The 21,157-nt window shown below is 70.2% G+C and carries 20 protein-coding genes and 1 pseudogene; 12 read left to right on the top strand and 9 right to left on the bottom strand.

What is annotated here, in order from left to right:
• Positions 1 to 162 precede the first annotated feature (162 nt).
• From A6A25_RS38865 to A6A25_RS38845, 5 genes are read left to right on the top strand one after another with little or no spacing between them, the layout of a single operon-like run.
• Positions 163 to 594, top strand: a complete 432-nt coding sequence (locus tag A6A25_RS38865) for a hypothetical protein (RefSeq protein ID WP_073899084.1) — start codon at positions 163 to 165, stop codon at positions 592 to 594.
• Between the two features lie 5 nt (positions 595 to 599).
• Positions 600 to 2,348, top strand: a complete 1,749-nt coding sequence (locus A6A25_RS38860; protein WP_073899082.1) for an asparagine synthetase B family protein — start codon at positions 600 to 602, stop codon at positions 2,346 to 2,348.
• Positions 2,345 to 3,067, top strand: a complete 723-nt coding sequence (locus tag A6A25_RS38855; protein ID WP_073899080.1) for a hypothetical protein — start codon at positions 2,345 to 2,347, stop codon at positions 3,065 to 3,067. Before A6A25_RS38860 ends, A6A25_RS38855 begins: the two co-directional genes overlap by 4 nt.
• Positions 3,060 to 3,695, top strand: coding sequence for an AIR synthase related protein (locus A6A25_RS38850; RefSeq protein WP_143193700.1), 636 nt, complete (start codon positions 3,060 to 3,062; stop codon positions 3,693 to 3,695). The genes A6A25_RS38855 and A6A25_RS38850 overlap by 8 nt, the downstream gene beginning before the upstream one ends.
• Positions 3,692 to 4,384 carry a dTMP kinase gene (locus A6A25_RS38845; RefSeq protein ID WP_073899076.1) on the top strand — a complete coding sequence of 231 codons (693 nt, stop codon included), beginning with the start codon at positions 3,692 to 3,694 and terminating at the stop codon, positions 4,382 to 4,384. Before A6A25_RS38850 ends, A6A25_RS38845 begins: the two co-directional genes overlap by 4 nt.
• On the opposite strand, the gene A6A25_RS38840 is transcribed toward A6A25_RS38845, so the two are convergent.
• Entirely contained in the window at positions 4,385 to 4,666 is a 282-nt protein-coding gene (locus tag A6A25_RS38840; protein WP_143193699.1) for a hypothetical protein, read from the bottom strand.
• Between the two features lie 339 nt (positions 4,667 to 5,005).
• Between A6A25_RS38840 and A6A25_RS38835 the strand changes: the two genes are divergently transcribed.
• Positions 5,006 to 5,839, top strand: a complete 834-nt coding sequence (locus A6A25_RS38835; protein WP_380733532.1) for a peptidoglycan-binding domain-containing protein — start codon at positions 5,006 to 5,008, stop codon at positions 5,837 to 5,839.
• A gap of 99 nt (positions 5,840 to 5,938) precedes the next feature.
• Entirely contained in the window at positions 5,939 to 6,910 is a 972-nt protein-coding gene (locus A6A25_RS38830; protein ID WP_073899072.1) for a pirin family protein, read from the top strand.
• 49 nt (positions 6,911 to 6,959) lie between these two features.
• Here the strand turns inward: A6A25_RS38830 and A6A25_RS38825 are convergent.
• Positions 6,960 to 7,284 (bottom strand): annotated as a pseudogene (locus tag A6A25_RS38825) (YnfA family protein).
• Positions 7,285 to 7,379: 95 nt separating this feature from the next.
• Between A6A25_RS38825 and A6A25_RS38820 the strand changes: the two are divergent.
• The 3 genes from A6A25_RS38820 to A6A25_RS38810 are packed head-to-tail and all read left to right on the top strand — an operon-like array spanning position 7,380 to position 9,730.
• A complete protein-coding gene (locus A6A25_RS38820) occupies positions 7,380 to 8,189 on the top strand; it encodes a class I SAM-dependent methyltransferase (RefSeq protein WP_073899070.1) in 810 nt (269 codons plus the stop codon).
• Between the two features lies 1 nt (position 8,190).
• Positions 8,191 to 9,141, top strand: coding sequence for a saccharopine dehydrogenase family protein (locus tag A6A25_RS38815; protein ID WP_073899068.1), 951 nt, complete (start codon positions 8,191 to 8,193; stop codon positions 9,139 to 9,141).
• Complete coding sequence (locus A6A25_RS38810; RefSeq protein ID WP_073899066.1) at positions 9,110 to 9,730, top strand: TetR/AcrR family transcriptional regulator; 621 nt, start codon at positions 9,110 to 9,112, stop codon at positions 9,728 to 9,730. Before A6A25_RS38815 ends, A6A25_RS38810 begins: the two co-directional genes overlap by 32 nt.
• 16 nt (positions 9,731 to 9,746) lie before the next feature.
• On the opposite strand, the gene A6A25_RS38805 is transcribed toward A6A25_RS38810, so the two are convergent.
• The 5 genes from A6A25_RS38805 to A6A25_RS38785 all read right to left on the bottom strand — a co-directional run bounded on the left by A6A25_RS38805 (position 9,747) and on the right by A6A25_RS38785 (position 17,091).
• Complete coding sequence (locus tag A6A25_RS38805) at positions 9,747 to 10,820, bottom strand: acetate/propionate family kinase (protein WP_073899064.1); 1,074 nt, start codon at positions 10,818 to 10,820, stop codon at positions 9,747 to 9,749.
• Position 10,821: 1 nt separating this feature from the next.
• Positions 10,822 to 13,155: a phosphoketolase family protein gene (locus A6A25_RS38800; protein ID WP_073899062.1), complete on the bottom strand. Its 2,334-nt coding sequence runs from the start codon at positions 13,153 to 13,155 to the stop codon at positions 10,822 to 10,824.
• Positions 13,156 to 13,397: 242 nt separating this feature from the next.
• On the bottom strand, positions 13,398 to 13,940 hold the full coding sequence (locus A6A25_RS38795; protein WP_073899060.1) for a hypothetical protein: 543 nt from the start codon (positions 13,938 to 13,940) through the stop codon (positions 13,398 to 13,400).
• A complete protein-coding gene (locus tag A6A25_RS38790) occupies positions 13,937 to 15,088 on the bottom strand; it encodes a ferritin-like domain-containing protein (RefSeq protein ID WP_198933019.1) in 1,152 nt (383 codons plus the stop codon). The genes A6A25_RS38795 and A6A25_RS38790 overlap by 4 nt, the downstream gene beginning before the upstream one ends.
• 89 nt (positions 15,089 to 15,177) lie before the next feature.
• The gene (locus A6A25_RS38785) at positions 15,178 to 17,091 is read right to left on the bottom strand and encodes a GMC family oxidoreductase (protein WP_073899056.1); all 1,914 of its coding nucleotides are present in this window, start codon (positions 17,089 to 17,091) and stop codon (positions 15,178 to 15,180) included.
• Positions 17,092 to 17,804: 713 nt separating this feature from the next.
• Here A6A25_RS38785 and A6A25_RS38780 point away from each other — a divergent pair.
• Positions 17,805 to 18,503, top strand: coding sequence for a TNT domain-containing protein (locus A6A25_RS38780; protein WP_198933018.1), 699 nt, complete (start codon positions 17,805 to 17,807; stop codon positions 18,501 to 18,503).
• A gap of 8 nt (positions 18,504 to 18,511) precedes the next feature.
• On the top strand, positions 18,512 to 18,760 hold the full coding sequence (locus A6A25_RS38775; protein ID WP_143193698.1) for a hypothetical protein: 249 nt from the start codon (positions 18,512 to 18,514) through the stop codon (positions 18,758 to 18,760).
• Positions 18,761 to 18,814: 54 nt separating this feature from the next.
• Here the strand turns inward: A6A25_RS38775 and A6A25_RS38770 are convergent, their stop codons facing one another.
• Together A6A25_RS38770 and A6A25_RS38765 are read right to left on the bottom strand one after the other, a co-directional pair.
• Positions 18,815 to 20,113 carry an FG-GAP repeat domain-containing protein gene (locus A6A25_RS38770; protein WP_073899053.1) on the bottom strand — a complete coding sequence of 433 codons (1,299 nt, stop codon included), beginning with the start codon at positions 20,111 to 20,113 and terminating at the stop codon, positions 18,815 to 18,817.
• Positions 20,110 to 20,871: a TIM barrel protein gene (locus A6A25_RS38765; protein ID WP_198933017.1), complete on the bottom strand. Its 762-nt coding sequence runs from the start codon at positions 20,869 to 20,871 to the stop codon at positions 20,110 to 20,112. Before A6A25_RS38765 ends, A6A25_RS38770 begins: the two co-directional genes overlap by 4 nt.
• Between the last annotated feature and the right edge of the window lie 286 nt (positions 20,872 to 21,157).

Below are 21,157 nucleotides of genomic sequence, written 5' to 3'. Positions count from 1 at the left end.
GAGCAGCCGAACCCGAGAAGGGGGTGAACCACATGCAGCCGACCAAGACCGAGGAGGTCGTCGACGTCGAGGCGCTCTTCGCCGTCGTCGCGTGACCCATCGGGCGGCACCGGTCTCTCGCGCCGGTGCCGCCCACCGACACCCTCCGGAGAGGATTCCGCCATGTGTGGACTGGGTGGCGTCGCCGCGCTGGGTGGTTCCACCCTGCCGCGCACGACCCGGCCGTTGCTGGAACGCATGCTCGCCACGGTGGAGCACCGTGGCCCCGACGACGTGAACCTACGCCTGGACGACACGGTGTCCCTGGCGTTCACCCGGCTGTCGCTGGTCGGCGTGGACAGCGGCAACCAGCCGCTGAGCAGCCCGGACGAACAGGTCGTGCTGATCGCCAACGGCGAGGTGTACAACCACGAGGAGCTGGAGCGGACGCTGTCCGGGTTCCGGCCGCGCACCAGGTCCGACTGCGAAGTCCTGATCGGACTGTACGAGGAGCACGGGCTGGACTTCGTGGACGGCGTGCGCGGAATCTTCGCGTTGGCGCTGCACGACAAGCGCCGCAACCGGCTGGTGCTGGCCACGGACCCGTTCGCCTGAAGCCGATGTTCTACGCGTTCGCGGGTGACACCGTGGTGTTCGGCTCCGAGATCAAGGTGCTGTTCGACCACCCGGACGTGCCGCGCGAGGTCGACTGGGTCGGCGGCCTGGCCGAGCAGGGCCTGAGCAACTTCTCCGCGATGAGCACCGGCCCGGTCAACACGTGGTTCCGCGGCGTGCACAAGGTCGCCGGCGGCACCGTGGTCACGATCGACCTGGCCACCGGTCGCACGGACGTGCACCGCTACTGGCAGCCCGGTGGCCCGCTGGCCGACGCCGACGCGCCGAGCGCCGCCGAGTACGTCACCCGGTACCGCGAGCTGCTGTGGTCCTCGGTCGAGGACTCGTTGATGGCCGAGGTGGAGCTGGGGCTGTTCCTCAGCGGTGGCGTCGACTCGGCCGCCATCGCGGCCATCGCGGCGAAGCTCGGCCAGCCGATGCACACGTTCACCGTCGCCGCCCAGGCCACCGTCCTCAACGGCGACGTCGGGCACGCCCGGCAGGTCGCCGAGTTCCTGGGCATCCCGAACACGGTCGCCGCGCTGCCGTCCGACGCCGTGCCGTCCCCGGCGGACTGGAAGCACCTGCTGTGGCTGATGGAGACGCCGCTGACGGGTCCGGAGCAGTACTACAAGTTCAGCCTCTACCGGGTGGCCAAGCAGCTGCGGCCGGGGATGAAGGCGACCCTGCTCGGGTCGGGCGCGGACGAGTTCAACGGCGGCTACTCGGACCTGTTGTCGATGGGCGGCGGCTGGCGGCGGTTCGAGGCGAACATCGACCGGCTCGCCGTGGCCCGGGTGGTGCGGCCGGAGTTCGCGCCGTGGTTGACGCAGAAGGCGCCGCTGCTGCTCACGCTGCCCGCGTTGGCCGACGACCCGCGCGGTGTCGACTCCTACGCGGACTTCCTGAAGTGGAAGTGGCGTGACGTGCAGCAGTACAACTGCTGGCACGAGGACCGCAACGCGGCGGGCAGCGGGGTCGAGGCGCGGGTGCCGTTCCTGGACCGCAGGCTGGTCGACCTGTCCACCAGCGTGCCGCTGTCGCTGCGCGAGGAGTTGTTGTGGGACAAGCGGATGGCCCGTGACGCGGTGCGGGACGTGCTGCCGGACCCGGTGACCCGGCGGGAGAAGAAGCCGTTCTTCAACGGCCGCACGGCCCACTTCGCGCACCGGCTCGTGGTGGACGCGCTGAACCGGAACGGGATGGCGCTGGTCGAGGAGGCGTTGGCGGGGCCGAGGATGGCCGACTACGTCGAGGGTGACGCGTTGCGGCGCACGGTGGCCGCGTTGAAGGCGGGTCGGTCGCCGTTGCACCCGCAGATCCCGTTGCGGGTGGTGAACCTGGGGCTGCTGGACGTGCTGGCGCGGGGTGAGCGGGAGCCGTTCCGGCCCGAGCGGGTGACGTTGCCGGCGAAGTCCGTGGACGCCGACCGGGACGCGGTGGACGAGGCGCTGGGCGGGGTCGAGGTCCGGCCGACGTCGGTGCTCGCGTTCGGGCCCGGCTCGCGGTTCGCCCGCGACGAGGCCGACGGCACCTGGTTGCTGATCAAGGACTTGGCGGTGACGCACACCGTGGACGAGGCGCTCGCGCCGGGCTGGGTGCGGTTCCTGCGCGCGGTCGACGGCACGCGGTCGGTGGCGGAGCTGGTCGAGGTCGCCGGGATCGAGTTGGACGAGGTGGCGGAGTACCTGTACCTGTGCGTGGAGACCGGGTACCTGGTGCTGCGGCCGAGCCTGGTCGGGGCGGCGTCGTGAGCCGGGAGTGGGTGGCGGACGTCGTCCGCGCGGAGGAGCTGGCCGGGTACTGCGTCTTCATCGGCGGGTCGATCGCGCGGGGCTGGAGCAACCCGGGCAGCGACGTGGACGCCTACGTGCTGGGCGCGCCACGGGACGCGACGGTCGTGGTGAAGGCGACCGGGGACCGTCCGATGGTCGACATCCACGCCATCTCCGACGACAAGCTGGAAAAGCTGTTCGACAAGGTGTCGTGGGACGTGGCCAAGGGCGGCGACTTCATCGACTCGGTGCCGATCCGCGAGTGGCTGCTGCTGGAACGCATCGCGCACGCCCTGGTGGTGACCGGTGAGCCGAGGTTGCGCGAGGTGCAGGAGCGGCTGGACCGCTCGGCGCACCGGTTCATGACGATCCAGGAGCACTTCACCTACGCCGACTCGTTCGCCGAGGACTGCCTGGGTCAGCTGGCGGTCGGTGACGTCGACAGCGCGGTGATCTCGGCGCAGGAGTCGTTCCTGCGGACGGTGGACGGGCTGCTGGCGGGCAGGCGGTGCTTCAGCCGGAACCCGAAGTGGCGTGCCCGCGCGCTGCGCGACGCGAAACCCGTCGAGCTGGACTACGAGCGGTACTGGGAGGTGCAGACCATGGCGGACCTGCCCGCGCTGGGTGCTCGGCGCTGGGTGCACCGGACGGTAACCGACACCCGGGCCGTGATGGCGGAGGTCGATCTGTATGCCTGACGTGCTGGCCTCGGTGTGGCGGCGGCGGCTCGACGTGCGGGTGCGGCGGGTGGCCGGGAAGCTCGCGCTCAAGAGCCCGTCGGGCACGGTGACCGTGCCGTCCGGGTCGACGTGGCTGTGGACCGAGCTGGACGGCCGCAGCACCTTCACCGGGCTGTGCGACCGGGTCGGCGTGCCGGTCGAGCGGGTGACGACCGCGTTCCGGGAGATGGTGGACGCCGGGGTGGTGGAGCGGGTCGAGTCACCGCCTGAGGAGGCCGACGCGCGGCGCGTGGTGGTGAACGTCGCCGGTTCGGCGGTCGTGCTCGCGGTGGCGAGGGCGCCGGAGGGCGTGGTGCCGCGCACGCGGGAGGAGTTCGAGGACTACGGGCGGCGCGGGGCGGACGTGGTGTGCGCGGACGTCGTGGCGGCCGGCGTGCGGCCGACGGGGTGCGTCGTGGACCTGACGCTGCCGGAAGACGCGCCGCCGGAGGCCGTGGCGTGGATCCGGCACGGTCTGCGGACCGGGCTGGAGGCGCACGGGGTGAGCCTGGCCGAGGGCAGCGTGCGCACCGGGCCGTTGGAGCTGGCCGGTTCGGCGTGGGGTGTGGGTCGGTCGGACCGGGTGCACCGGGAAGCGGTGCCGTGACGGGCAGGTTCGTGGCCTTGGAGGGCATCGACGGCGTCGGCAAGACGACGCTCGCCGGCCGGGTCGCCGACCTGACCTACGAGCAGTGGCTGGCGGGTGAGGGGCGTGAGCCGCCCGGCGTGGTGTTCGTGTCGCGCCGGGCCAGGTCGGGCACGTCGCCGTTCGCGGCCACGCTGATGGAGCACCTGGCGCAGATGCTGTGGCACAGCGGTGATTCGCGTGACCTGGAACCGGCGTTCTGGGTGACGTTGCAGGCGTCCTGGTTCACCGCGCACTCGACGTGCGTCATCGGACCGGTGCTGGACTCCGGGCACGACGTGGTGGTGGACGGCTGGTACTACAAGTTCTGGTCGAAGCTGCTCGGCCAGGGTTTCCGGCGGGACGACCTGGAGACGGTGTTCGCGGGCGTGCGCGAGCCGGACCGCGTGATCCTGCTGGACGCCGACGTGGCCGCCGTGTTCGACCGCCGCGCCGACTTCCGGCCCACCGAACTGGGCCTGCACGCCGGTTACCGCGGCCTGGACCGGGACAGCTTCATCGACTACCAGGGCCGCGGGTTGACCGTGCTGCGCGAGATGGCGCGCGGCCTGGGCTGGACGACCCTGACCGTCACCGCGGGCGAGACCGTGCCGGAGACCGCCGACTACGCGCGGACCGCGTTGCGGAAGGCCCTGCACCGGTACGCGTGATCACTCACGGGCCGGGTAGGAGGTGTCCTGGTACGCGTGATCGTCGGCACGCTGGTCCCGCGCCCGTTCGTCGCCGGTGCGCACCGGCGCGTCGTCCTCCTGCGGGGCGGCCAGGCCCAGCATGGACAGCAGTTCGGCGCAGTCGTTCGCGTCGACCGAGTTGTCCAGGACGGTGCGCGCGGCCTGGTGGCGCTGGATGGTCTCGGCCCTGTCGGCCGCAGCCCGCGCGTCGGCGAAACCCACCGCGGCGCCCGGTGATCGACCAGGTCTGGTCTGCGTCATGACGACCCCGCCTCCCCTGCCGGCAGGGCCGCACCACGCGCTGGGTGGATCGGACCGGCGTGCCCGCGAGCCGTGGGGGTAGATGATGTGAACGGATGGTCCGGCGACAAGCCGGTGCTCCCGTCCCCGGCCCCGGAGTGCGGCCGGACTGGGCCGGGGACCGCGTCGACCGAGTGCCGACAGCTCGTGCCCCAACCCGAGGGACTCTACTCCACGCTCCTTCGCCGGTCGAAGCACACCACTTCTGTAAATGTTCAACCAACTACAGACACCTGTTGCCAAGAACCACCGGTTCGCGCTTGACTGGCCCGGTTCGTCGGGTGTCGACCGGAGGTGGACGTGGTCAACGTCAGAGTCGCCGCAGTGGCCGGTGTGCTGATCGGGTTGGCGGGCCTCGGCGTTCCCGCCGCCGCCGCGCCACAGGCCGTGGCACTGCCCGTGGTCGACATGGAAGCCGTGCTCAAGGCCGCGCAGATCGACCCGCGCCGGGCCGACTCGGCGATCACGCCGGGCAGCGGCGACAGCGTGCGGCTGGTGGAGCGTCGGCTCGCCGCGAAGGGGCACCTGGCCTCGACCTACGTCGACGGTCACTTCGGCACCCGCACGATCGACGCCTACGCGGCCTACCAGCGCTCGCTCGGCTACACCGGGCTCGACGCGTCCGGCATGCCCGGGCCGACGTCGTTGCGGCTGCTCGGCGAGACGACCTACACCGTGACCCGCGTGGTGTCGGCGGGCAGCCGGGTGACCTACCACAGCGCCCTGATGAACACCCGGACCAAGGCCATGCTGGTCGAGGCGGAACGGCTGCTGGGCCGGTCGCTGGGCATCACCCAGGGCTCGTACAACCCCGGCGGCGTGCCCGGCTCGGCGGGCACCCACGACGGTGGCGGAGCGCTGGACATCTCGGTGTCGGGCATGACCGCCACCACCCGCACGACCGTGGCCCGGGTACTGCGCCAGGTCGGGTTCGCGGCCTGGATCCGCACACCGGCGCAGGGCTTCGACTACCACATCCACGCGATCGCCCTGGGCGACCCGGACCTGTCCACCGGCGCCCGCAACCAGGCCGGCGACTACTACCTCGGCTTCAACGGCCTGGCCAACCGGGGACCGGACGACGGACCGGTCGTGACCCCCAAGCGGACTTGGGAGGAGTACTCGCGGCTCTAGAGCCGGGACAGGCGCCCCACCGAGCGCCGGACGACGCGGCGGAGGCTGCCGGTCGCGGCTCTAGGATGGGGTGATGGCCGTCGTCCGCTTGGGGTCGCGATGAGCAACGTGGAGACCCACCCGTCCGAGCTGATCTGCGAGAGCACCTCCGGCGCCGCCGCGGTCGAGGTGCTCGAACCCCGTGACGTCCCGTTGGGCGGTCCGCGGGCGATGACCGTGCGACGCACGTTGCCGCAGCGGTCGCGGTCGCTGATCGGGGCGTGGTGCTTCGCCGACCACTACGGTCCCGACGACGTGTCGGTCAGCGGCGGCATGGACGTCGCACCGCACCCGCACACCGGCCTGCAAACGGCGAGTTGGCTGTTCAGCGGCGAGATCGAGCACCGCGACAGCCTCGGCGTGCACGCGATGGTGCGGCCCGGCGAGCTGAACCTGATGACGGCCGGGCACGGCATCTGCCACTCCGAGGTGTCGACCCCGGGCACGACCGTCCTGCACGGCGTGCAGCTGTGGATCGCCCTGCCCGACGCCCACCGCGACGCACCGCGCGACTTCCAGCACTACGTGCCCGAGGTGGCGACCCTGGACGGCGCCACCGCCAGGGTCTTCCTGGGCACGGTGGCCGGACGGACGTCTCCGGTGCGCACGTTCACGCCCTTGCTGGGCGCGGAGCTCGTCCTGGAACCGGGCGCGCGGCCGGCGCTCGACGTGGACCCGGCGTTCGAGCACGGCGTGCTGGTCGACGTCGGCGCGGTGGACCTCAACGGCACCGCGCTGACCCACGGCACCCTCGGCTACGTCGGCCTGGGCGCGACCACCCTGCACCTGGCCAACACCACCGACGCGCCCGCCCGCGTCGTGCTGCTGGGCGGCGAACCGCTGGGCGAGGATCTGGTGATGTGGTGGAACTTCGTCGGCCGCACCCACGACGAGATCGCCACCTTCCGCGACCAGTGGCAAACCGAATCCGACCGCTTCGGCCGAGTCGACGGCTACCCGGGCGACCGCCTCCCGGCCCCACCACTGCCGATGGGCCGCCTCCGCCCGCGCGGCAACCCACGTCCGGCCTGACCGGAACGGATCACGCCACGGGCTGCGCCGCGCCGAGGTTCCTCCGGCCTCACGCGCGGGGCGCGTACATGATCACGGCCACGCCGACCAGGCAGATCGCGGCGCCGACGTAGTCCCACCGGTCGGGGCGGAAACGGTCCACCACGACGCCCCAGGCGAGCGAACCGGCCACGAACACCCGGGCCGTACGCGGCGAGGATGCGGCCGAAGTGGGTGTCCGGCTGCAACGTCGCCACGAACCCGTACACGCCGAGCGCCGCCACGCCCGCGCCGATCCACAGCAGGCCGCGGTGTTCGCGGACGCCTTGCCAGACCAGCCACGCGCCACCGATCTCGGCGAGCGCGGCCAACACCACCGAGCGGACCACGGCCATGATCGCGACGATAGCCGGCATCCGCCCTTGACACGCTCGGGCAGGTCATGAACAGTTGTTCATGAACAGGCGTTCATAACGACGGGAGCGACACCGTGCCGGACATCGTCAACACCCACCAGTTCGAGGCGTGGAACGGGTACGAGGGCGAGCACTGGGCCGAGAACCACGACCGCTACGACGCCGTGAACAGCGGTTTCAACGACACGCTGCTCGGCGCGGCCGCCATCGGGCCGCAGGACCGGGTGTTCGACATCGGCTGCGGCAACGGGAGGATCAGCTGGCTGGCGGCCCGGGACGCCGCCCACGTCACGGGCATCGACCTGTCCGGCCCGATGCTGGCCCGCGCCCGGATGACCGCGATGGGCGCGCCGAACATGACGTTCGTCCAGGGGGACGCGCAGGTGTACCCGTTCCCGCCGCACGCGTTCGACGTGGCGGTCAGCCGGTTCGGGGTCATGTTCTTCGCCGACCCGGTGGCGGCGTTCGCCAACATCCACGGTGCGCTGCGGCCGGGCGGGCGGCTGGTGTTCCTGTCCATGCGCGACCTCGGCGACCTGGCCGAGGTGTTCGCGGCTTTCGGCAGCTCACCGACGTCCACGTCCACCGGGACGGGACCGCTGTCGCTGTCCGACCCGGCCGTGATCGACCGGGTCCTCACCGGCGCGGGCTTCACCGACGTCACGGCGGAGGCGGTGGACGCGGAGCAGGTGTGGGGCAGCGACGTGGCCGACGCGACGGAGTTCCTCATGGGCTGGGGCCCGGTCCGGTTCGCGCTGGGCGACGCCTCGCCGTCGACCATGGCGCGCGTCCGGGACTCCGTGGCCGCCGCGCTCGTCCCGCACGCCGACGGTGACGCGGTGCGGCTGCGGGGTACCGCCCGGCTGGTCACGGCGAGGGCGTGACGTGCGCCGGGTGGTGATCTTCGGCGGGTACGGCGCGGTCGGCCGTGAGGCGGCGGCCGTGCTGTCCCCGTCGTACGACGTGGTGGTGGCCGGGCGCAACCCGCCGGCCACCGTCCCGGGCGCCACCGCCGTGCGCGTGGACCTCCGCGGCGACGTGCGCCACGTGCTGGACGGTGCCTACGCCGTGCTGATGTGCGCGGAGGTGGACAACGCCCGGATCGCCCGCGCGTGCCTGGCACGCGGCGTGCACTACCTGGACGTCACGGCGTCGCCCGACGTCATCGCCTCGATCCAGGCGCTGGAGCGTGGCGCGACCGCGCTGCTCAGCGTCGGCCTCGCGCCCGGCGTCACGAACCTGCTGGCCCGGCACTGCGTCGAGCTGACCGGTGCCCGTGACGTCGAGATCGGCGTGCTGCTCGGCGGCGGTGAGCGGCACGGCGCGGCGGCGGTCGCGTGGACGCTCGACGGCCTCGCCGACCTGGGGCCGTCGTGGCGGGCGGAGTTCCCCGCCCCGTACGGCACGCGGACCGTGCACGGGTTCCCGTTCTCCGACCAGCACACGTTGCGCGAAACCCTCGACGTCGACCGCGTGCGCACCGGGCTGTGCCTGGACTCACGGCTGATCACCGCCCTGCTGCCCACCGCCGCACGGTTCGCGCACCGGCTCGGCCCGCTGGCCCGCGCGCACGTCGGCGGCGACGGGTTCGCGGTGGCCGTGTCGGCGGGCGGGGTGACGGGCGCGTTCAGCGGACGGCGGCAGAGCCGTGCCACCGGTGTCGTCGCGGCGCTGCTCGTCGACCGACTGACCACGCTGCCGCACGGCGTGTGGCACGTGGACCAGGTCGTCAGCCCGGTCGAGTTCCTGACCGAGGTCGCGGCCCACGGCTTCCGCCTCCACCTACCCCCTACGATGCAACACGATGGCACCGCGACGAGCAGCAGCACTGCGTGACGGCGACGTGAGCCTGCGCGACCACCTGATCGCCGCGGCCACCCGCCTGATCGCCGAACGCGGCACCGCCGGCCTCACGGTCCGCGACATCTCCCGCGCGGCCGACGTCGCGGTCGGCGTGCTCTACAACCACTTCGCGGACAAGGAGGAACTGCTCGCGCTGGCCCTGCACCAGCACGTCCGCGACGTGGAGCGGCGCATCGGCCGACCCACCACCGAGGGCACCCTCGCGGAGAACCTGCACGCCTTCGTGGCGCACGCGCTGGCCGCGCACACCGCGTTCCTGCCCGCGTTCGCCGGCCTGATCGGCCACCCCGAGGTGTTCGCCCGGTTCGACGCCCTGCCCAACCCGATGGCCGACGGACGCGGCCTGCACACCGCCCTGGCCGACTACCTGCACACCGAACAGGCCAACGGCCGCATCACCGCCGACACCGACCCGGACGCCGTGGCCACCCTCGTCGTGGGCGCGTGCCACGAACTGGTCCTCCCCCGCGTCTTCCGAGGCCTGACCGAACCACCGGAAGTGCCGCCAGGTCACGTGGACGCCCTGGTCGCCACCGTGCTGCACGGCATCACGCCGCGCTAGCCGCGCGGTGTGGAGGTCAGGAACCAGCCAGGGCCGCGCGGGTGCCGCGCGCGATCTCCAGGTCTTCGCGCGCGGTGATGACGAAGGTTCGGGCGCGTGCGTCCCGACCGGTGATCTCCGTGTCACCGTCGACTTGTTGGTTGCGCTCGGGGTCGACCGTGACGCCGAGGAAGCCCAGCCGCTCGGCCGCGCGGCGGCGCACCGTGGCCGATCTCTCGCCGACACCGCCGGTGAACGCGAGCACGTCGAGACCGCCCAGCGCCGCGGCCATCGAGGCGATGCCGCCGACCAGTCGGTGCGTGTAGACGTCCAGCGCCAGCAAGGCATCCGGGTCGCCCTCGGCCGCCGCCGCGTCGATCTCGCGCAGGTCGCCGGTGCCGGCCAGCGCGGTGAGACCGGATTCCTTCTCCAGCGCCGTCGCGACCTCGTGCGGCGACAGGTCCTCGTGCTCCTCCAGCCACAGCACCAGACCGGGGTCGACGGTGCCCGACCTGGTCGCCATCACCAGGCCCTCCAACGGGGTGAAGCCCATGGTGGTGTCGACGCTGCGGCCGTCCGCGATCGCCGTCAACGACGCGCCCGCGCCCAGGTGGCAGCTGACCAGCCGCAGCCCGGGTGACACCAGTTCGGCGACCCGTCGCGCGCAGTGGGCGTGGGACAGGCCGTGGAAGCCGTAGCGACGGATCGCGTACCGGTCCCGCCACTCCCGCGGCACGGCGTACGTGGCCGCCGCGGCGGGGATGGTGGTGTGGAAGGCGGTGTCGAAGCACGCGACCGCCGGTACGTGCGGCAGCAACCGGTGCACCGCGTCCAGGCCCGCCAACGACTTCGGCTGGTGCAGCGGTGCCAGCGCGGTCAGGTCGACCAGCGCCTGCCGCACCAGGTCGTCCAGCACGACCGGCTCGGTGAACCGCGTGCCGCCGTGCACCACGCGGTGGCCGACGGCGTCCGGTGTCGGCCAGTCCGCCAGCACGTCGCCGAGCCGTTCCGGCTCCGGCTCGACGTCGGCGGTGCGCTCCACCTCGTCGTCGGCCGCCAGCAGGCGCAGCTTCAGGCTGGACGAGCCCGCGTTGACCACCAGGACCCGCACGTCAGCTCCACGTCCACCCGGCGATCGCCGGGTCGTCCTCGCCGTGCTCGCGGGTGTACTGGCGGGCGGCGAGCCGGGCGTCGGACATGCGCTGCCGCAACGACGCCGCCGCACCGCCCAGCGACGGCACCCGGTCGATGACGTCCATGACCAGGTGGAACCGGTCGAGGTCGTTGAGCATCACCATGTCGAACGGCGTCGTCGTGGTGCCTTCCTCCTTGTAGCCGCGCACGTGCAGGTTGACGTGGTTCGTGCGGCGGTAGGTGAGGCGGTGGATGAGCCACGGGTAGCCGTGGAACGCGAAGATCACCGGCTTGTCGGTGGTGAACAGCGCGTCGAAGTCGCGGTCCGACAGGCCGTGCGGGTGTTCGGTGTCCGGTTGCAGGCGCATGAGGTCCACGACGTTGACCACGCGCACCTTCAGGTCGGGCAGGTGGTGGCGCAGCAGCTTCGCGGCGGCCAGGGTCTCCAACGTCGGGATGTCGCCCGCGCAGGCCAGCACCACGTCCGGCTCGCCCTCGGTGGTGCCCGCCCAGTCCCAGATGCCCACGCCACGCGCGCAGTGCGCGATCGCGTCCGGCATGGCCAGGTACGTCAGCGCCGGCTGCTTGCCCGCCACGATCACGTTCACGTAGTGCTTGCTGCGCAGGCAGTGGTCCGCCACCGACAGCAGCGTGTTGGTGTCCGGCGGCAGGTACACGCGGACGATCTCGGCCTTCTTGTTCACGACGTGGTCGAGGAACCCGGGGTCCTGGTGGCTGAACCCGTTGTGGTCCTGCCGCCAGACGTGCGAGGACAGCAGGTAGTTCAGCGACGCCAGCGGTGCGCGCCACGGGATGGCGCGAGTCGTCTTGAGCCACTTGGCGTGCTGGTTGAGCATCGAGTCGACGATGTGGATGAACGCCTCGTAGCTGGTGAACAGGCCGTGCCTGCCGGTGAGCAGGTAGCCCTCCAGCCAGCCCTGGCACAGGTGCTCGGACAGCACTTCCAGCACGCGGCCGTCCGGTGCGAGGTGGTCGTCGCCGGGCACGGTCTCCGCGCCCCACTTGCGCCCCGTGACGTCGAACAGCGCCGACAGCCGGTTGGACGCGACCTCGTCCGGGCCCATGACCAGGAAGTTGTCCGGGTTGAGGCGCACCACGTCCCGGAGGAACGCGCCGAGCACCTGGGTGGCCTCGCCGCTCTCGACGGCCGGTTGCTCGACGGTCACCGCGTGGTCGCGGAAGTCGGGCATCCGCAGGTCGCGCAGGAGCCGTCCGCCGTTGGTGTGGGGGTTGGCGCTCATCCGCCGGTCGCCGGTCGGCGCCAGGGCCCGCAGTTCCGGCAGCAGCGTGCCGTTGTCGTCGAACAGCTCGTCGGGCCGGTAGCCGCGCAGCCACTCCTCCAGCTGCGCGCGGTGCCCGGCATCGGTGCGGGTGGCGGCGAGCGGGACCTGGTGTGCGTGGAACGTGCCCTCGACCTGCCGGCCGTCCACTTCCCGCGGCCCGGTCCAACCCTTCGGGGTGCGCAGCACGATCATCGGCCACGGCGGGCGTTGCCTGGACTGCTTCATCTCGGCGATGTCGTCCAGCACCGTGTCCAATGTGGACGCCAACTGCTCGTGCACCGCTTTGGGCTCGTCGCCGACGACGAAGTGCGGCGTGTGCCCGTAGCCGCGCAGCAGCGAGGCCAGTTCATCGTCCGGGATGCGGGCCAGCACGGTGGGGTTGGCGATCTTGTAGCCGTTGAGGTGCAGCACGGGCAGCACCACACCGTCGCGGGCGGGGTCGAGGAACTTGTTCGAGTGCCAACTGGCGGCCAGGGGCCCGGTCTCCGCCTCACCGTCCCCGACCACGCACAGCGCGAGGAGATCGGGATTGTCGAACACCGCCCCGTACGCGTGCAGGAGGGCGTAGCCGAGCTCCCCGCCTTCGTGGATCGAGCCGGGTGTCTCCGGGGCGACGTGGCTCGGGATGCCGCCGGGGAAGGAGAACTGGCGGAACAGCGCGCGCAGGCCGTCGAGGTCCTCGCCGATGCCCGAGTACACCTCGCTGTAGGTGCCCTCCAGGTAGGCGTTGGCCACCAGCCCGGGGCCACCGTGACCCGGTCCGGTGACGTAGAGGGCGTTCAGGTCGCGCTGCCGGATGGCCCGGTTCATGTGCGCGTAGAGCAGGTTGAGGCCGGGGGTCGTGCCCCAGTGGCCGAGCAGGCGCGGCTTGACGTGCTCGGGGCGCAGCGGTTCGCGCAGCAGCGGGTTGTCGAGCAGGTAGATCTGCCCGACGGAGAGGTAGTTGGCCGCACGCCAGTAGGCGTCCAGCAGGTCCAGGTCGTCCGTGAGGTGCTCGGTGGACGGCATGGCTCCGACGCTAGCTCTGATCACGGTGGTCCGAAACTCGAACGGCGTCGGCCGCCGTGGCCGACGCGCGGTCCGGGACGACTCGGCCGGTGCGACTCACGACCCCGACGCGGCCGAGCCGACCGCCTTCACCTCATGGGAGACGGCGTACGCGACGCGCTCCGCCGCGTCCTCTGCTTCCGCGGCTCCAGCGGACTAGTCACAGGTTCGAGACAGTGCTGTTCATCGCCTCGGTCCTTCTGCTAGCCCTCGAACGTGGGCGGATTGACCCACGACCCGTAGCCCGGCGCCTTCGCGCCGGACGGGTGGGCACCGATCGCCCGCCACAACAGCCCTTCGGTGTAGGCGTCGGGGGAGACGACGAACAAGGGTTTGCGTCCGTCTCCGGCGTGCGCGCCGTTATCCCCGGCCTGCGGTCCGGGCACGGCCTGCCAGGGCCCGCTGTCCTCGGGCTGGCTGTCATCCGGGACGGCGGGCTTCGCACCGCTGCGGCCGGGTGCCGTCCAGGCCGCCACGTCCGCACGTCCCGTCAGTTCCGGGCCGTACCAGACGCCGACGTACCAGAGCTTGATGATGCTCTGCACCAGTGGATCGGGGCGGACGCCGACGGGATCGGAAGAGATCGCTTTCTGGATCGCATCCTTCCCTTCTTGATTCACGACCGTTTCGTAGTACGCCTCCGCCTGACCGGTTCCCCACAGGTCGAACTCGCTGAACCCGGTCACGGTGGCCGAGAACTTGACGAATTCGCGTACCTTCTCTTCCGTGGTCGTTGCCTGTGTCACGGTGCTTCCTCCTTCGGCGGGTAGAGTTCGAACGTCGGGCCGGCGTTCTTCCCCGGATGCCCGGTGAGCGGGTTTCGGATGAGGAGGTTCATGGTGTCGCGAATGCGGAACATCTCCCAAACCGCCTTGAGCAGCAGGTCGGGCTGCCCGTTGTAGGCGAGGTTGACATTGGCCAGGAAGGTGGCGTAGGACTGGTTGAACTCCATGGCCGCCGCCCGGATATCCGGGTCTCGCTCGAGGTCCACCAGTTTGATGTTCTGCTTCACCGGGTAGACGGCCTGCCAGTCGACGTTCAGCTTCGGACCGGAAGGCTTGTTCGGTTTGTCGCCCTTCTGGTAGTACTGCCCCTTCTCCAATTGCTGGAACCGGTAGTAGTGGGCGATTTCGTCCTCGCTGTCGTAGATGCCGCCGTGCAGCCCTTCGCCCTGCTCCGCGACGAGGGTGAGCGCCGCGACCGCGGTGTCCCGCCCCGTCACCTTGATCACATCGCCACCACCCGAGTAGAAGTACTCGGGGGTCACCTGGTGAGCGGGGTTGCCGGTGAAGATCGTCTTCCCCACCTTGCGGGCCTGGTCCTCCAGGTGGTTGATTCCCCGGATGATCTCCTCGTAGAACTCGCCGATGCTCGCGAAGCGCTGGGTGGGTTGTCCGGGGACGAGCCCGAGGATGGCGCCGGACTCCTCGAGTTCCGCCAGTTCGTCCGGTGGCGGCGCCGAGCCGTTGAACGTCATCCCAAGGGCCGCCCAGTCCACCGCGACGAACCTGTCCGCCTCGCTCACTGCCGGCGCGGGCTTCTCGATCCTCAGGAACGTGTGGAGAGCCTCGCGCGAGAACGGTCCGAGATGCACCTCGAAGTCATCCGGACCACTCGGCAGGCGCGTCGGGTAGTTCGGCACGAAGCCGCGCTTGGTGAGGTCCGGCGTCCCGCCCACGGCGTTCAAGACGTTCGCGACCAGGGTGAGGTGCAGCATCTCCTCGACGGCCACGACCCTGATGACGTGCCAGGCATCCGAGTTCGTCCCGGGCTTCAGCGAGTAGAGGGCGGTCAGATAGGGCGGGAGCGTCGCATGCTCCAGCTGGAGCCCCTTGTGGAGGTACTCGTGTAGCTCCTCGATGGTCTTGATCTTGGAGCCCTGGGACTGCTCCACTACTGGAACGGACATGATCTCCCGATCGTGGGTGGGTGAATGGGTGGTGGCGGCCGGTGTCGCGTGCGACCCGCCGATCTGTTGGCCGTCTAGCCGTGCACGGTGGCCGGCGCTTTCGCGGCACGCAGGTACCTGACGATGTGGGTCGAACTGCGGAAGGCGAGCGCCGCCATGGTCAGGCTGATGTTGGAAGTCCCGATGGACGGCAGGCTGCCAGGACCGACGAGGTAGAGGTTGTCGTGGTCCCACGAATGCTGGGTGTGGTCGACCACCGAGTTCGTCGGGTCGGTTCCCATGATGTGGGTGCCCGCCAGGTGGTTGCCGCCCACGATGTTGTACCACTGGCCGTCGTGCTCGACGGCGCTGTAGCTCTTCTCGTCGTACTGGGTCCTGTCCTCGGCGCCGAGCTTCTCGAAGATGTCGGCCGCGAGCTTGCGGGCGAACGCGGCGCCCCGCATGGTGTAGGGCGGGATCTTGAGCGACACGACCGGTTTCAAGTTGCCGATGGCATCCTTGTACCGCTCATCCACGGTGACCGTGTTGTTCTTGTCCGGCAGCAGGTCGATCATGAACGCCAGCAGGAGCTGTCGGGAGATCTGGTTCCCGAGCGTCCTGCGCAGCTCCGACCCGCGCAGGCCCTGCTTGTCGACGAGTTCGACCAGGTCTGTGTAGGGCGAGCCGGTTGCCCACCCCCAGCCGTCGTTGTGGATGTCCACGCCGAATCCGGCCTGGGTCTTGCGGAACCGCCCGCCGCGCAGGTCGGTGATCCCGCCGGTGCAGGTGGTGCCCCGCATCGTGCCGGCCGGCTTGGGCAGCAGGCCCCAGGACAGCAGGTAGGCGTGGTCCATCAGGTTGCGGCCGATCAGCTTGCTGCGGCTCATCCGCTGCATGTCGGAGGCCAGCATGAGCCGGGCGTTCTCGATGGCGTGCGCGCAGAGGATGTAGACGGCGCCCTTCACCGTGTACGTCTCGTAACTGTTGGAGTAGAGCGACTGGTATTCCTTGACGGTGATACCGGTCACTCGTCGGTTGTGCTCGTCGATCTCCACTTTGGACGCGACGGCTTGCGTCACGATCTTGACGTTGCCCTTGCGGAGCGCCTTGGCCAGGGTCTTTCCCGCGTGGTACTTGGCCTGCACGGGGCAGAGTGGGACGCAGTTCGTGTTGCCCTGGCAGCGCTCGCCTTCCTCCGCCTGGCTCGTGCTCACCGCGCCGACCGGGACGAAGCCCTTGCCGCCGTCGTACGCGGCGTTCGGCACGCCGTTGCGGGCCTGGGGAAAGCTCCGCACCCGGAGTGTGTACTCGTCGTCCGCCAGGTCGACCCGCATGCCGTCGACACCTCGGGCGACCGTCTGGTCCAGGTAGGACAGCGGCATGCGGTGCATCGGGAACACGTATCCCTCGGGGAAGTACATCCCCAGGTACGCCTGGTCCTCGACTTCGGCGGCCACGCCCAGTTCGGCCTCGGCCTGCCGGTAGTAGGGTTCCAGGTCGTCGTAGCCGAGCGGCCAGTTCAGGCCTTGGCCGTACTTGGTTTGCAGGTTGAAGTCCTCGGGAAGCATGCGCAGCGCCTTGCCCTCCCAGTGCATGGAGGTGCCGCCGAGGACCCGGGTGAAGGTGGTGTCCGTGCAGTACTTGTCCTCCTGCACGAGGTAGAAGTCATCTCTGGGCGTGCCCGGATGCACCGGCATGGTGTCGGTGCTCCTGGGCATCCGGGCATTCGGGTTGAACGGGTACGGGGACTGGTTGTCCTTGACGACCGCGCCGTAGAACCGCGACAGGTACGACTCGTACTCGGCGAGGTCCAGGTCCTTGCCCGGGCCGGCTTCGAGGATCAGCACGCTGTAGCCTGCTTGGCTCAGCCGCTCGGCGACGATGGAACCTGCCATGCCGCCACCGACGATGACGGCGTCCCACTCGCCCTGCGCGGCCTCTGCGGCGCTGGTCTGCGTTGCGGCACCGGCCGGGAAGATCGTCTGGCCTGCATCATCGTGAAATGTCATTGATACCCCTTTCCGCGTCCGGGGTGACCTAACCCGGTTGCGGGCAGAAAATCCGAGTTCAGGCTGACCAGCTGGGGCGGACAGGCATCGCGTCGCCCACCGACAAAATGTTGAGCAATTCCCGTGATCCCCGGCGGGGCCCCGCCGTCGACTGCGGCCACTCCCCGCGTTGTCGACACGTCCGCCTGCGCCGCATACGAGGACCACCCTTCGCTTTGCCATTGACCACAGGTGACGCCGCTCGCCGATCCGCCGGGATCGCGGCAAGGGCCTCAGCAAGAGGTTTGCATGTGGCGCTGCCTTCCGCAGTGCGTCTTGTCGGTGAACCCACCGTTCGGGTGTACTAAAAGAGCCTTTTCAGCGTTGCCTGACGACGCAGGGCAATTGCGCAGTCGGACAGCAACGCGCTGAACTGGGGTTTTCGGGGTGAGCGCCCCCCGTAGAGGCGACGGCGGCGGATGAGACCACCCGGTTGAGCCCTCGGGCAGGTGTTGTCCGAGGTGGCCGATGAAGACCTTTGCCCTCGGTGGGTGACAGGGGAAGCCGCTTCGGCGGGGACAAGGTGATCCCGCGCCGCCGGAACTGCACTTGAGCCGATCCTTGAATCGACCGCTCGCGTGAACAGCCGCGCACGGGCGAGTGACCCTGTCCCCTTGTCGAGTGCTGCTTCACCGCAGGAATTTCCCGTGCGTCTGCCCTGTGGTAGGCACGACTTGGACAACGTAACGCGAGCGTTGCCGTTATCGATCAACCCCGAAGGAAATGCCATGACTGTACGAAAACGTTTTATTTCTCTTCTCGCGCTGATCTTCGCCGTGTCGGGCCTGGTCGTGGCCCCTGCCGCGCAGGCCACGTCATCGACGACCGCCGTTGACCTAGAGTGCGTGCCCCCGTTCTATTTCGGCGACGAACGCCTGGGCCCAGAGGATCTCGACGATGTCCCCGAAGTGGTCAAGGAACTGCTGTACGGGTACAAGCGATTCGGCGACGAACCGAACCACATCGCATTCCTGGCCAAGTACTGGGGCGACAACAAGTGGAAGTACCCCCCGAACGACGGTTTCGTCGGCGAGCCGTCGATGACCGAGCTACAACCAGGTGATGTCGTCGACCGCTTCGGCGGCCCGTCCGGGACCTTCCTCGCGCTGATCGGCACGCCGTTCGAGCAGCGTTCGCTGCCGCCGCAGAGCCTCAACACCTGCGAGTACGAGCCGAATGTGTGGCAACCCAACGGCTACTACCGGTACAAGGTGGAGCTGCCCATCACGGTGCTGAGCGGGATCACGGCGGGCTGGTTCGGGCAGCCCGGAGGCGGAACGCAGCTCAAGATCCTCACGCCGGTGGGCGCCCCGGAGCGGTGGAACGTGGCCTGGCTGGTCAAGAACAACTACCTCACCCCGATCGTCGGCTGACGGCCGTCGTGGATTCGGCTGCCCTGGTCGAGGCGCTGGACCGAGCGGGCATCCCACGCGTGATGTACGAGGTCGAGGGGGTGCGCGAGTTCGGCGACGTGCCGCCGACCGACTTCTACTTCCTGCGGCGGCGCGGTGATCGCTGGCAGGTCGGCGTGTACGAGCGCGGTGAGTACGACCCGTTCGAGGAGCACGACACCGAGGACGCGGCGACAGCCGCCCTCTACCGGAGGGTGACCGGGTCCCCGGCCCGATGACGAGGACGGCCCGGACGCCGTGCGCGACGTCCGGGCCGTCCTTCAGTGCGGTGCTCAGCCGTTCACCGCCCTGGGGGTCGGTGGGAACAGCGGTTTGCCGAACTCGTTGCGGAACAGCATGATCCGCGGGTCCTTCGCCTTGTAGTAGCCCTCGGTGAAGTAGCCGGTGGCGGCGAAGTCGAGCCTGCCGTCACCGCTGAAGTCGGCCACCGCGATGCGCGCCGCCGAGTGCGTGGACACCGTGGCGCTGGTGCACTGCGCCACGGCGCCGTCGCGCACGTCGATCTTGTAGTACAACACCCCCTGCCACGGGGCGGGTCCGCGCAGCGCGACCAGGAACTCGTCGTTGCCGTCACCGTCGAAGTCGGCGGCCACCACGTGGTGGCCGACCGCGTGGCCGGGGGTTTCGGGATCGCCGAAGACCGCCAGGACAGTCCGCTGCCACGCCCCGCCACCGGGTCCGGTGTCGGTGGCACGGCGGGTGTAGACCGCCAGGGTGTTGCCGTGGAACGGTTCGATCGCGGCGATGTAGCCGAACTGGTGGTCGCCCAGGCGGCCCACCGCCAGGTTGCCGCTGCCCCGGAAGCCGCGTGTCATGCCCGCGGGCGGCTTCTGCAGTGGTGCGCCGGGGTGCAGCGGGATGCGGCGCCAAGCCCCGTCCGGGCCCGGGCCGAACCACTGGATGCCCTCCTCGCAGGCCAGCAGGAGCGAGTCCCGGTCGGGGTAAGGGGTGCCGGCGAACCGTTCGACCACCACGCCGTGCACGATCCGGAAGTCCGTGTTGTTGAGCGTGGTGCACGGCCACGGCGTGCCGGCCAGGACGTTGGCGGGCCGGTCGTAGAGCGTGACCCGCACGGGTTGGTCCACGCCCGCCGACCCGCCCGCCGGGCCGACGACGGGAAGGGCCATGAGCTGCGCGCCCGTCGTGCCGGTGAAGTGGCCGAGGGCCAGCCGGTGCGTGGCGACCAGTTCACCGATCTCGCGCTTCTCCCAGGGCGTGGACCCGTCGCCGGGGTTGCGCAGCCAGGAGATCTTGCCGTCGTGCTCGCCGCAGCCGAACATGCAGTTGCCGTAGTCGTGGCAGATGACGATGTCCGCCCGGCCCTCGCCCGCGATGTCGCCGCAGTCCAGTGCCACGGGTTTGTCGAGTTCGATGATCGGGTGCTTGCGCCAGGGGCCGTGGGGTTCACCGGGGTTGCGGTACCAGCTCACCCGTCCCGTGGTCAGGCCGGAGGTGACGAGGTCGAGCCGTCCGTCGCCGTCGACGTCCGCGGCCTGGATCCAGTAGCCGTCCTGCGGGTCGGCGTCGACCAGGTGCGGGACGAAGCCGATACCGGGGTCGGTGAGGTTCACAGGCCGGTCACCTGCCTGAGGTAGCGGCGGGCCGTGCGGGCGAACGTCAGCGGTTCGCCTTGGTCGAGGCCCTGTTCGGCCTCCACGACCAGCCACCCGGTGAAGCCCTCGCGGTCGAGCCGGGCCAGGATCGCCGGGAAGTCGACGACCCCGGCGTCACCGGGCACGGTGAACACGCCCGCCTTGACGTGCTCGTAGAAGCTGTGGTTCTTGCCGCTGGTGACCGGCTCGTCGCGGATGTTCTTCAGGTGCACGTGCGCGATGCGGTGCGAATAGCTCCTGATCAGCTCGACCACGCGCGCGCCCGCCCACGTCAGGTGGCCGGTGTCCAGCAACAGGTGCACGTTCTCGTTCGTGCCGGTCATGAGGCGGTCGACCTCGTCGTGGGTCTGCACGCCGGTGCCCATGTGCGGGTGGTAGCACAGGCGCATGCCCTCGGTCGTGGCGAGGTTGCCCAAGACGTCGAGACCGCGGGTCAGGTCGTCCCACTGGGAGTCGGTGAACCGGGGTTTGGCGGTGACGAGGTCCGCGTGCGGGTCGAGGTGGATCGAGTTGCCGAACTCGGCCACGCCGATGTCCTGCCCACCCACCTTCTTCACGAACTTCAAACGTTGCCGGAATTCCGCCACCGTCCGCTCGAACCCGTCATGCTCGGTGAAGAAGGTGCTGACCCACGGCTCGGAGACGCGGATCTGCCGCCGGCCGAGCTCGTGGACGAGCCGGTCGGCGTTCTTGGGAACTTGTGGCCGATGCTGCACCCCTGGAACCCGGCGAGGGCTATCTCGTCGACGCACTGCTCGAAGGGGATGTCGCGACCCAGTTCCTCGTCGTCGGGGAAGTCGTCGTTGCTCCAGCAGGTCGGGGTGATGCCGAGAAACACCTGTCGGTTGTCGAACATTGTGGACTCCACGGGTAGTCGGGTCACCGCGCGCGGGCGGTGTCAGCGGTGGCAGGCCCAGTCCGATGAACTCCGGCTCGGAGCCGGGCGGGTAGCCGCCCAGCGTCGCGCAGTTCCTCCACCGCCGTGAGCACCGAGGGGAACAC

Origin of the sequence: Saccharothrix sp. CB00851, assembly GCF_001905065.1 — a bacterium.
Lineage (GTDB): Bacteria > Actinomycetota > Actinomycetes > Mycobacteriales > Pseudonocardiaceae > Actinosynnema.
This window is presented reverse-complemented; position numbering and strand designations above follow the sequence as displayed.

What these genes read in the sequence shown, in the direction of transcription:
- A6A25_RS38865 (WP_073899084.1), top strand. Translation starts at nt 163, where the DNA reads ATGTGTGGACTGGGTGGCGTCGCCGCGCTGGGTGGTTCCACCCTGCCG.
- A6A25_RS38860 (WP_073899082.1), top strand. Translation starts at nt 600, where the DNA reads ATGTTCTACGCGTTCGCGGGTGACACCGTGGTGTTCGGCTCCGAGATC.
- A6A25_RS38850 (WP_143193700.1), top strand. Translation starts at nt 3,060, where the DNA reads ATGCCTGACGTGCTGGCCTCGGTGTGGCGGCGGCGGCTCGACGTGCGG.
- A6A25_RS38840 (WP_143193699.1), bottom strand. Translation starts at nt 4,666, where the DNA reads ATGACGCAGACCAGACCTGGTCGATCACCGGGCGCCGCGGTGGGTTTC.
- A6A25_RS38830 (WP_073899072.1), top strand. Translation starts at nt 5,939, where the DNA reads ATGAGCAACGTGGAGACCCACCCGTCCGAGCTGATCTGCGAGAGCACC.
- A6A25_RS38810 (WP_073899066.1), top strand. Translation starts at nt 9,110, where the DNA reads ATGGCACCGCGACGAGCAGCAGCACTGCGTGACGGCGACGTGAGCCTG.
- A6A25_RS38800 (WP_073899062.1), bottom strand. Translation starts at nt 13,155, where the DNA reads ATGCCGTCCACCGAGCACCTCACGGACGACCTGGACCTGCTGGACGCC.
- A6A25_RS38785 (WP_073899056.1), bottom strand. Translation starts at nt 17,091, where the DNA reads ATGACATTTCACGATGATGCAGGCCAGACGATCTTCCCGGCCGGTGCC.